Raw genomic sequence first — 12,232 nt, 5'->3', positions numbered from 1 at the left:
AAAGGAGATTTAATATGAGTTCAAAAGGGAATAATACCGGAAAAAGTCAGGGCATGCCGCTTCTGACAGGATTTGCCGGAATAGTGATAGTGTTTCTGATACTGATTTTTGCAAATGTCTTGATTGCAAAAATGAACATCCGCTGGGACGCAACAGGCGAAAAGCTTTACTCACTCTCTTCGGCAACCAAAGGGATTGCTTCAAAGCTAAAAAATCCAGTTACGATCAAGTTTTTTTATTCCGAGGATAATATAAATATCCCGGCAAACATCAAAGCATATGCAAAAAGGGTCAGGGATTTTCTGGGCGAATATGAAAATGCTGGCTCTGGCAAGATAATTCTTGAAACGATTAATCCAGTATACGACTCCGAAGAAGAAGATCTTGCCCAGAAATATGGTGTTAAAGGGCTGAGTCTTCCGACAGGCGAAAAGGTCTATTTTGGACTCGTGGCTCTATCTGCGGATCAGGAAGAAGTAATACAGTATCTTGATCCTACCCGTGAAGCTCAGCTCGAATATGATATCACAAGGGCCATAACCAGGGTTCAGAATCCTTCCAAGGAAAAGATCGGAATAATAACAGGGCTTCCTGTGATGGGCATGTCCATTGGAAATCCAATGCAGGCTGGAATGTCCAAACCGTGGGTTTTTGTTAATGAGCTAAAGAAAACCTATGATATCAGCCAGATCGGGAATGAAGAAGAGAAGATTCCTGCGGACATCAAGCTTCTGATGCTCATCAATCCTGATTCCATTTCAGACAAAATGCTCAAGGCCATTGACGGATATGTCGCGTCGGGCGGGAACATAATAGCTTTGTCAGATCCTGTGAATATTTCAGGGGAAGTAAATCCAATGGCAGGCCCAAAAGGCATGGACCGCAATTTTGAAAAACTCCTGGCTTCCTGGGGCGTTGAAATTGACAGCCAGAAAATAATCGCTGATTTCTTTTATCCGACCCAGCTTTATTCCCAGAGAAATCCAGGCTCTGTTGAGTCAAACCCGACATGGATTTCCGCCCAGAAAGCTCTCTTTGACCAGAATGACACAATTACGGGCAGGCTGGAAAATATGCTTTTTCCGATTGCTGGTGCGATTAAATTAAAAGAGGTAAAGGGCTTAAAAGCAACTCCTCTGATAAAAAGCAGCAAATCATCAGCTCTTGTTGAAAGCTTTAAGGCTCAGCTTGGCGGTGAACTTGGAGCCGATTTCAAACCAACCGGCGAAGTATATAATATTGCCGTTAAAATAAGCGGGAAATTTCCTTCTCTCTTTAATGAAACGCCTGCGGGAGGTGATGCTGCCAAGGCTGATTCAGAGGCCAAGACTTCAACTGTTATAGTGGTATCCGACGCAGACTTCATTTATGATGCGTACTATGTGGAAAAACAGAATTTTCTTGGATTTGAAATGGCCCAGGTTTTCAATGATAACCTGAATTTCTTCCTGAATTCCACAGAGCTTTTAACAGGCAATCCCGAACTTGCCCAGATAAGGGCCGGCGGTACATTCAGCAGGCCGTTTACAAAGGTAAGGGACATGGAGCTTAAAGCTCGCGAGAAGTGGTATGCCCAGGAAGTTATTCTTGAAAAAAGGGCAGAGGAAACAAATCAGAAGCTTCAGGCACTTAACAGCAAAAAGAGTGAAAATCAGACTTTTGTTCTAAACCCCGAGCAGGAAGCCGAAATAAAGAGATTCCAGGAAGAAAAGAGGAAGATCAATAAAGAACTCAAATCTGTAAGAAGAAATCTTAAATCAGACATTGAGTCTCTTGGTAATGTAATAAAGCTTGTAAATATTTTCCTTATGCCTCTTCTGATAATTATAGCAGGGGTTGTCTTCGCGATCCGCAGAAGGCAGAATGCCTGATAAACTGGCTGGTGTGTATTGATTTAGGGAAGGGCTTTTTTGCTCTTCCCGTCCACTCCCATGGTGAGATGTAATAAAAATAATAAATTAGGATGGGAACTATGAAATATAAAAGAATAGTGGTGCTTGCTTCGGTGTGCGCGGTTCTTGGCCTCGGAGTCTATTTCTCTGGCCAGAAAAACTCGTCGGTATCAGGCGGGAAAAATGAAAATCCTGGCATTGAAGATCCTTCTAAAATAGCCGGTATCAAAATAAAATCCAAGGATTCAGAAGCTAATCTTGTGCTAAAGGACGGAGCCTGGAAAGTTTTGGAAAAACAGGATTTCCCTGCGGATTTCAATGCTGCAAAAGAAGTCGTATCCCAGTTCCAGGAAATGAAAATTGACAGATCCTTTAATGCGGATGAAGAAACACTCAAAAGAATCGGGCTTGCTCCTGAGTCAGGTGGAGAGGTCAAAACATCATCAGTTGTTTTTTCAGATTCCCAAAACAAGCCCATCACCGAATATCTGATTGGCAGTGCACGAAAAGGCGGTGGTCAGTATTTCATGAAAAAGGATTCAAACTCTGTTTTTCTCAGTCTCAAGGAAATATCAGGAACAGGGAAGTCTCCGAAGGATCTCATGAACAGGCAGGTCATAAATGCTGACAAATCAAAAATAGTGAAAATCTTCTGTGAAAAAAGCGGTCAGATAATTTATACGCTGGAAAAACAGAAAGATTCGGATCAGTTTTCCCTGACTGAAAAAGAAGAAGGCAAGGAGATAGAAACTTCAAAAATTGTCGGGCTTGTGGGCTTTATTTCTCCATTCATGATAGAGGATCTGGCTGCCGAGAAAAGAATGGCGGCGGCAAATGCAGGAGTGCTTGTTTTTGAGTTGAAGGACGGCTCAACCTGTAAAGTCATCCCTGCTGAGAAAAAGGATGGGGATGCGGATTCTGTTATGGTTAATATCGAAGTTTCAAAGAAGGATGGTGATATTGGTCTGCAAAAGGGCCTTGATTTGGAAAAATATACATTTACAATTCCAAAATGGAAACAGGATGTAATTGTAACTGATAAAGCAGGTTTTTATAAACAGGCTCCCGTAAAACCTGCCGGTGAAGCAGCCAAGGAAGGCCCGGTCAAGGTTGATCAGCCTGTTCCAGCAGCCATTGAGGATGCTTTGAAATCTGAGGGAAAGACCAAGCCTGTTGAAAAAGAGAATAAATAAAAGAGAATGTCTGCTCAGAAGTAGCTGGGGCTTTATAGATTTATATGAATAACGATTTTTAGGATAATGGGGGACTTCACAAAGTCCCCCTTTTGTTTGATATTGAATTTCTATTTCCAGGACAGACTTTAACGGGGATAAAAAATACTTGGTTTTGAATATTATCCGCTTTTACGCGCTATTCTATCCATGGCTGCTTTAAGGCTGAATCTGAGCCTTTCCAGAACATCCGCCAGCTTACCTATCTCGTCTATGCTATCCACCTTGATTTTCTTTTCCATATTCCCGTCTGCAAGCTTGGATGCAGCATCCGTGATTTCACTGATGGGTTTTAGCGCCCTGTTTACTGAAAAGAACACGGCGAGAAATGCAGCCAGAAGAATGATTGACATGGTTATTATGGAGGAAATTATGATCTGATTTTTTTCCATATTTATTCTTTCGAGTGAAAGCCCTATTCTGAAAGCCCCCCAGTGCCTTCCCTTGACAAAGACAGGGCTTGAAACATCCCAAGCCTTTTCACCCGTATCCCTCTTGTATTCCTGGAGAAAGCCGAATTCCTTGTTTTGGGCCGCCGCTATTCCTACTGGGTCGTTGAATATTCGTTTTGTTCTGTTATCTTTGAGGTCTTTCTGTTTGTCATTTGACGGCGCGGCGTTGTATTTTGTGTTGTGTGTCGGAAGATATCCGTTGACATCCACAGCAACTGCGAACAGTACACTTTCATCCTTAAGGAACTCGTCTTCTACGCCAAGTATGGATTTATCGAGATAGAAATCATATTTGCTATGATATTTTGGAGGATCAAACCCTGGTATTTGCTCATATTCAGTATCAAACGCCTCTTTTACGCCGAACACTCCATTGTCGACGGCTTCTTCAATTACTCGGCCGATCATTTTTGCGCCCACAAGGGATTCCACACGTCCTTTTTCAAGTAGCTGTTTCTCAAGCTTTTTGCTCTGCTGAATTATTATGAAGGTTGAACCTGCTGCAAGAACAATCAAAAGCAACAGATTCACGTAAAGAGCTACTTTTACGGCTATTCTTTCTCTTATGAATTTGATCATGGCTGGCCTCCTTTGATATTTGTTTAAATGTTGGCCTGACTGCTTACGGCTGGTATCCGATTCTTATTGCTCCCCAGTGCTGTTTATGAATAAAAACAGGTACTGAAACATCAATGATATTCTCTCCAGTGTCCTGGCTGTATTGCTGAACAAGAACGGCCTCTTTGTTTCTGGCTGCTTCAAGTCCGGTTCTGTCGTTAAACAGTCTTTTTGTCCTGTTTTTAGCCGCATCTACTTCAGGGTTTCCGGTGAGCGGCTGGTTGAATTTTGAATTGTGGGTCGGGACATATCCGTTTCTGTCAACTGAAATTACATAAATGATTTTCGGATCTTTATTAAGATAATCGTCTATTATGCGCTGAATTACCTGATCACATAATGCATCATACTGGGTGTGATATTTCTGGGGAGAAGTATCTGGTATGGGAATGTAGAATGTGTCGAAAAGCTGCCCTGTTGTAAGTTTGCCTGATGATACGAGAAGCTCGAACTGTGTTATTACCTCTGCCCGGCATTCCTCGGCCAAGGCTTTGATTTTTTGATCATAATCCCCAGGTGAGGCCGCCTGGGCAGTGACGATGGAAAAAAACAGCACGCATGTAATTATAAGCAGGCTTGGTCTCCCGGGATACTTTTTTTTGATGGTTTGCATGGGTCACTCCTTATTGTTGAAATTTCGCTTTTCATTCATCTCGATAATGAATCTGGTGATGTCTTTTATCAGCGAGGATGTAAATGTGGATGCCAATTGAAAACAGGAGCCTGCCCCCCCCCAAAAAAAAAAATTGCCTTTTTGCCAAAGCTTAATAAGGCTGGATCAGTTTTTTAATCGAATCCTGATTTATGACCGCATAAAACCTGTTCTTTGACTTTGAATTAAGCACATAATAGCTTGAAATTACAATATTTACTGCATTGCTGTATAAAAGCGCTTTTTTTTACCCCGCTGATTTCGGATACTTCCGTCAAATCAAGTGCTGTGGGCATGATAATGTTCTCTGATTGGTTTCAGGTGAGGATCAATCATAGCCTTGTATATAACAATTTTTTCCGGATCATTGATTTCTTCGAATAAAAGACAGGCAAGTTTGTCAATTGAAAAGCTGTCCTGCTCCCTGGAATCTTTTATCCATGTCTGAAGGGTGTCATTGAATACAATGGAAGCCATCGGTCCCATGACTTTGTTCAGCATTTTTTCCATGGCGCAGAGGGTCTGCGTTACAGGTTCCGCTTTGATTGCCGTTTCAATTGACAGTTGATTGCCTGATTTTGGGGGACTCCTGTCTGAATGCGCTGGATGGGCAACTATTTTTGTCCCGTCATTTTTTGAGATATGCGCTTTCAGAGATTTTACGTTTTCCGATATGGTCAATCCTAAAAGATCCGTGTTGACCTCTTCATCATGAATAATGATCAGGAAAATTTTTTCTGTGATCATGGTAATAATGAAATTCATTTCATTGAATTTCAGGGAGATCTTCTCCACGTTGCCATATGATTCCATTCCGCCTGTATACATTTTGGCCAGGATTTTTGCCACGCTGCCAATGCTTTGCTTAGCTTTTTCATGTGAAATCTTCTGTGAAATGATCCCTTTCTGCGTACTGTAAAAGCAGGCCCCTGAAACCCCCGGAATGCATTCAATGTCTTCAAGTACTCGGTTCATAATGTTCCTTAGAGCTTAATGATTCTTGGAAAAGAATAAAAGAAATTGTTGTTGCTATATTGGCAAGAGTAATTAAAAAACTGCCGTTCAGTAAAAAAATCTAAATTTTAGAGGCAACCTTAAAATATTGAGGGCAGATCGCAAGATTCCATTTGGAGTTCAGCATTCAGGGTCTTTGTGAAAATATATGGTCAGTAATTTACCTGAAATGAATTTTGATGGTCTCGCAAAAACTTAAAAAAGGCAACGGCGTCATACGGGACTTGATCCGCCATCCATTATTTTTAGACACTTCTGGATTCCGGCCTGAGCAGGAATGACGGAAATTGAAATCTTGATTAAGCGTGGTTTTTTATATTGAATTAGTGCGACTATATATTAAATAAAAAAACCAGTCAAATACAGTTTGCTGATAAATTTTGACGAGATCGCAACAAACCCAACTTGATCCGGTATCCAGCGTTTTTATATACTACTGGATTCCGGTCTGCGCCGGAATGACGGTAATCGGGCTTTTTGCGACTTTGTTATTATGATAAAAAATCAGTAAATATCTTTTTTGTTGTTTTCTTGCAGATGTTTTTAATTTTGCATTACGGCAGGTTACAATAATCCCTTTTCTTGCCTATAATTGTTCAAAGTGCTACATGAAATAAGGATTTGCTTATTATGCAGGCACTGGACTCGGCGCTTTTTGGTCCCTTAATGCAGTGAATCCATAAGTTTTGCTCTGTTTTTTAATCTTCAATCATGATTCTGAAAGAAAAAGCCATTAAATTATGACATCTGATTCTGTCCGTATACTTGTTGTCGATGATGAACTTGGCATGAGGGAATTTCTTGATTTTATCCTTTCAAAAAAAGGGTATAGAGTCTCGCTCGCCGAGAGTGGAAAGTCGGCAAAGAAGTTTCTTAAAAATGAAATGTATGATCTTGTGCTCTGTGACATCAAGCTTGGGGATATGACAGGAATCGATGTGCTTAAGGAAGCAAAATCCATAAATTCACATCTTCCTGTTGTAATGATTTCTGCCTTTGCAAGTGCAGAGACTGCTGTTGAGGCTATGAATTCCGGTGCATACGACTATCTTCCCAAACCGTTTGATAATAAAGAACTCCTCTCGTCCATAGAAAAAGCCCTCAAACTCAGAACTCCTGACCTTGAAAAAAGAGCCATTGAGGATGAAAGTAAACAGAATCTTCATTTTGGATCAATTGTTGGTAACTGTCCTGAAATGATGAGGATTTATGATGTAATCAGAGAGATTGCTCCAACCAGAACAAATGTCCTGATCTCAGGCGAAAGCGGAACAGGCAAGGAAAAGATTGCGGAGTCAATTCATAGTTTAAGCGGCAGGCAGGAAAAACCATTTGTTGTTATAAATTGCGGCGGAATCCCTGAAAATCTCATGGAAAGTGAGTTTTTCGGATACAAGAGAGGCGCTTTTACAGGAGCAAGCTCTGACAAAAAAGGTCTTCTTGAATCAGCAAACGGAGGCACTGTCTTTCTTGATGAAATAGGCGAACTTCCTCTGTCTCTTCAGGTAAAGCTTCTGAGGGCTGTTCAGGAGAGAAAATTCAAGGCTGTTGGCAGCACTGAAGATATAAAGGTTGATATAAGATTTGTTGCAGCCACTAACAAGAGTCTTGAAAAGGAAGTCATTGAGGGCAAGTTCAGGGAGGATCTTTACTACCGCCTTAATGTAATTGAAATCAAGATGCCGCCTCTGAGGGAAAGAAAATCGGATATTAAGGCTCTTGCCCAGCATTTTTTAGAGAAATATTCAAAGGAAATGGGCAAGGAAATAAGAAAACTGTCTTCTTATGCACTTGATCTCCTTTGTAAATATGATTTCCCAGGGAATATAAGGGAGCTTGAAAATATAATTGAAAGAAGCGTCGCTCTTTCCGCCACAAATATAATTCTTCCTGAGAGTCTTTCCCTGTCCCTTCACAAAAGAAGAAGATGGATAGAAGGAACCGGTGCAGGGAGACGTTACGACCTTAACGATGTTGAGAAAGGCGTTGAGATAGATAGGATTCTTGCAGAGATTGAGGAAGAATATGTTAAAAGAGCCATGGCCGCCTCAAACGGAAACAAGACAAAAGCGGCCGAACTTCTTGGGATCAACCTAAGGTCTCTCAGGTACAGATTAAGTAAGTTCGGTGAAGATGCTGGCTCTGATGAATGACGGTATTTTAAGTTGAACATAAACTCATAGATATGGGTATAATGATAAAATTTTCTTGCAAACAAAAAGCAGACGCCTTCTTTTTTATATTGGTACTTCTGCTTTACATTACCTTTTTTCAGTCAGTTTTTGCCTCAGAGCCTGAACGGGATCAGTCATCTTTATCAGTCCCTTCAAAATTGATCATAGCAGGTGATTCTGATTACGCGCCCATGGAATTTCTCGCAAACGATGGCAAGGCGCGGGGGATATTTGTCGATATATGGCGGCTTTGGTCATCAAAGACAGGAATTCCCATAGAATACAGATGCATGTCCATGAAGGACGCAGCTTCCCTTGTCCAGTCAGGTAAGGCCGATGTACTTTCGGGCGTTCTTTATACAGATGAAAGGGCCGCAGAATACGTATTCACCAAACCGTATTTTAGTCTGAATACCAGTATCTTTTTTCACAAAAGCGTTTATGGCGTAAAAGAATTAAAAGATCTGGCAGGTTTCAGGGTCGGTTTTGTGAAGGGTGATGATTTCGCACAGTATCTTTCGGATAATTCCCCGTCTCTGATTACCGTCATGTTTGACTCATATGAAGGCATGATCAGGGCTGCCGTATCCGGAGAGATAAGGGCATTTGTCTGTGACCTGCCTGTCGGTCTTTATTTCCTCTCAAAATTGGATGGTGACAATAATTTTAGGTTTTCAAAGGAGCCTGTTTATAAGAGTTCCGTAATGGCAGCGGTGAGAAAAGACAAAGCAGGATTGGCCTATTTAATTGAAAAGGGATTTTCCCAGATATCGGACAAGGAAATCCAGTCCATTGTAAACAGGTGGACCGGCGGGGATGCTTCATCTTTTTATTACTGGAGATATATTGCAGCCATTGCCGTGATTCTGGTTATTATGGCTTTGCTGGCTTATTTATTGACCATCCAGGTCAGGGGCAGAATAAGGAAGGCTGTTAAGACATTTGAGCTTAGAAATAAGGAGTTATGCGACTCAGAGAAAAAATCGAGGGAGAGCGAGGAAAGGTACAGAACTCTTGCCGAGAATTCTACGGATTTCATAATCAGATTCGATTCATCCCTTAAAATTGTTTATGCCAACCCAGGTGCCTCTCTCATTACTGAATGCGATGAAAACAGACTGTTCGGGAAAACAGTATATGAAATAGGCCTCCCGTCATCCTTGTCCATGCTTTTTGCAAACGCAATAAATTCAGCCTTGAATATCAGGGAAAGACAGCGCATGGATTTTCAGACAGGTTCTGGGCTCTGGCTTGATTGTCTTTTTATTCCTGAAGTTGACGGCGACAATGACTCTGTGACCGTGCTTGTAACAGGAAGAGATATTACTGAAATAAAGAGAATTGAGGAAGAACTCAGGGAAAATGAGGCAAAGTTCAGAAGCCTTGTGGAGAACACTCCCGGAGCTGTTTACAGATGCAGGAAAGATAATGGCTGGAATATTGAATTTGTAAGTGAGGCGATTGAGGAGATAACTGGCTATCCCTCTTCAGTGTTTCTTGGTAAAGGCATCTCCGCATACAGGGAGATTATTCATGCCGATGACCAGTCAATGATCAGAAATACTATTTTGGAGGCTTTTTTCAGCGGACGCGGATTTGTGGCCGAGTATCGGATAAGGCACTCGACAGGGCTTTACAGGTGGGTTTATGAGAGCGGTCAGGGTGCTGCGGACAATGATGGCGAAATCAGCCTCATAGACGGAGTTATAATAGATATAACCGAGCAGCGTCAGGCCGAGGAACAAATGTGGCAGCTCAGGAAATTTCTTAAAAACATTATCGATTCAATGCCATCTGCAATCATAGGTGTCGATCCTGCCGGAAGAATAACCCAGTGGAACAAGGAGGCAGAAAAGCTATCCAAGTATTCTGCTGATTTTGTGATAGGAAAAAGATTTTTTGATATTTTCCCTGACCTTGGATTCGGGATGGATAATGTGAGGCAGGCTATCCTGAACCGGGCTCCTGGCAAATACAGCAAAATAAGCCTTGAAACCGATACAATGAAATTTCTTGCTGATATTACTGTCTATCCGTTGGTTTCAAACGGTGCTGAAGGTGCTGTCATAAGGGTTGACGATGTTACTGACAAGGTCAGAATGGAAGAAATCATGATCCAATCAGAAAAGATGCTTTCCATCGGAGGCCTTGCAGCAGGAATGGCTCATGAAATAAATAACCCGCTTGCAGCCATTATTCAGAATATGCAGGTGATAAAATCAAGGCTGGTCGAAAAAAATAAAAATAATGAGGATGTTGCTCTTGCCTGCGGAACAGATATCGCAAAAATAGCGGATTATTCCGAAAGGCGCAACCTGATCAAGATGATTGATCTATCCCTTTCATCCGGCCAGAGGGCAGCCTCAATAGTTGAGAACATGCTTAGTTTCAGCAGGAAGGAATCCGCAAGGACTGAGCCTGCTGATATCTCCGATATTATTGAAAAGACCCTTGAACTTGCAGCAAGCGATTATGATTTAAAGAAATCCTATGATTTCAGGAAAATCAATATTGTTAGGGACTACCAGCAGAATATGCCAATGGTGCCTTGTGAGAGAAACAAGATGCAGCAGGTCTTTCTTAATATTTTCAGGAATGGCGCCCAAGCAATGTTCGAATCCGGTGGAATCCTTGATGGCAATGAGCCTGAGTTTCTTGTGAGGCTTTATGTCAAAAGAAAAATGGCCTGCATAGAGATTAAGGACAATGGGCCTGGGATGGATGAGGAAACGAGGAAGAAAGTGTTTGAGCCTTTTTTTACAACCAAGCAGGTCGGCCAGGGTACAGGCCTTGGACTATCCCTTGCTTATTTTATCGTGACTGAAAACCACGGCGGCTTCATGGAGGCTGAGTCAGAGCCGGGCAGGGGATGCAAGATAATAGTCAGACTTCCTATGCCTAAATAGGCTGTTATTGGCTATGTACCTCTTATTCAGGTTTTAAATATGGCAAAGTCGCAAAAAGTCCTATTGCCATCATTCAGCACAGGCCGGAATCCAGAAGTACCTGAAAATACAAAAATGCCGGATCAAGTCCGGCATGACTTCAATGCCCTTTTTTTGATTTTTTGCAAGACCATCAAATATAGAATGCATCTATTTTGGATGGCCTCAGGCGGATCGCTTTTTGCAAAAAGCGATCCGCCTGAGGCGCACCTTGTCAAAGCCCTGTTTTTGCAAGTTCATCAACTATTTTTGACTGTTCGGTTGTGAGGCTCTTGGGCATTCTGATATTTATGAGGACAAACATATCACCTTTTTGATTGTCCTTCATATGGGGTATGCCAAGACCTGGAATGCGCATTTTTGTTTTATGCTGTGTTCCCGGAGGGATTTTTACGCATATTTCGCGGCCGTCCAGTGTGCTGACATTCACTTTTGTGCCTATTATTGCTTCTGTAAGTTTTATTTCGTGGGTTGATATTACATCTTGTCCCTCAACTTCAAATTGGGAGTCAGGAACAACTTTTGAGACTATATAGAGGTCGCCTGGCTGTCCTCCAAAAGGGCTTCTTTCGCCTTTTCCTGTCAGTCTGATTTTTTTCCCGGTAACCATTCCTTTGGGTATTTTTACGTTTACCTGTTCATTTGATCCTCCGGAACTAAGTGTTACGGTCTTTTCAGTACCATGAAAAACTTCATATGGAGTCAGGCTTATTTCGTAGCTGAGATCTGTCCCCTTTGTGTTGCCGCCATGCTGACTGAATCTCTGATGCGCTGATCTGTGTCCGTGCCGGCCTTTCCCAAAATTGAAACCTCCTCCGCCACCGCCAAAGTCAAATCCGAACTCACTGAATATGTTGCTGAAATCGAAATTTTTGAAAATATCTTCCTGACTGTATCTCTGGTGGAAATCAGTTGATCCGTATGTGTCATACTGTTTTCTTTTTTCAGGATCGCTCAGAACGGCATAGGCCTCGCTGATTTTTTTAAATTTTTCCTCTGCCGCCTTGTCGCCCTTGTTTTTGTCAGGGTGATATTTTACCGCAAGTTTCCTGTAAGACTTTTTGATTTCTTCGGCAGTGGCTGTTTTTGCCACTCCCAATTCCTTATAATAATCTTCGGCTGCCATAGTATATTATATCCTCGTAGTATAGATTCTCTCTCAGAGATAATTTAATTTTGTAGTAAGTGCTGTCAAGCCCGTAATTTCAGTATCTGTGAAGATTTATGAATACGGAAGTTTGGCAAAACAGGCC

At 41.8% G+C, this 12,232-nt stretch carries 8 protein-coding genes; 4 read left to right on the top strand and 4 right to left on the bottom strand.

Going from position 1 to position 12,232, the window contains the following annotated elements:
- Positions 1–14 precede the first annotated feature (14 nt).
- Both K245_RS0103325 and K245_RS0103320 read left to right on the top strand, forming a co-directional pair.
- Positions 15–1,871 carry a GldG family protein gene (locus K245_RS0103325; RefSeq protein WP_027358165.1) on the top strand — a complete coding sequence of 619 codons (1,857 nt, stop codon included), beginning with the start codon at positions 15–17 and terminating at the stop codon, positions 1,869–1,871.
- A 101-nt stretch (positions 1,872–1,972) separates the two neighbouring features.
- Positions 1,973–3,085 carry a DUF4340 domain-containing protein gene (locus K245_RS0103320; RefSeq protein ID WP_027358164.1) on the top strand — a complete coding sequence of 371 codons (1,113 nt, stop codon included), beginning with the start codon at positions 1,973–1,975 and terminating at the stop codon, positions 3,083–3,085.
- A gap of 161 nt (positions 3,086–3,246) precedes the next feature.
- Here K245_RS0103320 and K245_RS0103315 read toward each other — a convergent pair whose 3' ends face one another.
- From K245_RS0103315 to K245_RS0103300, 3 genes are all read right to left on the bottom strand, one after another.
- Complete coding sequence (locus K245_RS0103315) at positions 3,247–4,155, bottom strand: HAMP domain-containing protein (protein WP_198013817.1); 909 nt, start codon at positions 4,153–4,155, stop codon at positions 3,247–3,249.
- A gap of 43 nt (positions 4,156–4,198) precedes the next feature.
- Positions 4,199–4,807 (bottom strand): hypothetical protein, encoded by a 609-nt coding sequence (locus K245_RS0103310; RefSeq protein WP_027358162.1) that lies wholly within the window; start codon positions 4,805–4,807, stop codon positions 4,199–4,201.
- 318 nt (positions 4,808–5,125) lie between these two features.
- A complete protein-coding gene (locus tag K245_RS0103300) occupies positions 5,126–5,821 on the bottom strand; it encodes a hypothetical protein (protein ID WP_027358160.1) in 696 nt (231 codons plus the stop codon).
- A 779-nt stretch (positions 5,822–6,600) separates the two neighbouring features.
- On the opposite strand from K245_RS0103300, the gene K245_RS0103295 reads away from it, so the two are divergent.
- Together K245_RS0103295 and K245_RS26280 are read left to right on the top strand one after the other, a co-directional pair.
- On the top strand, positions 6,601–8,013 hold the full coding sequence (locus K245_RS0103295; RefSeq protein ID WP_027358159.1) for a sigma-54-dependent transcriptional regulator: 1,413 nt from the start codon (positions 6,601–6,603) through the stop codon (positions 8,011–8,013).
- Positions 8,014–8,054: 41 nt separating this feature from the next.
- Positions 8,055–10,940, top strand: a complete 2,886-nt coding sequence (locus K245_RS26280; protein ID WP_198013816.1) for a PAS domain S-box protein — start codon at positions 8,055–8,057, stop codon at positions 10,938–10,940.
- 253 nt (positions 10,941–11,193) lie between these two features.
- Here K245_RS26280 and K245_RS0103285 read toward each other — a convergent pair whose 3' ends face one another.
- Positions 11,194–12,105 carry a DnaJ C-terminal domain-containing protein gene (locus K245_RS0103285; protein WP_027358158.1) on the bottom strand — a complete coding sequence of 304 codons (912 nt, stop codon included), beginning with the start codon at positions 12,103–12,105 and terminating at the stop codon, positions 11,194–11,196.
- Positions 12,106–12,232 lie beyond the last annotated feature (127 nt).

Source organism: Desulforegula conservatrix Mb1Pa (genome assembly GCF_000426225.1).
Lineage (GTDB): Bacteria > Desulfobacterota > Desulfobacteria > Desulfobacterales > Desulforegulaceae > Desulforegula > Desulforegula conservatrix.
This window is presented reverse-complemented; position numbering and strand designations above follow the sequence as displayed.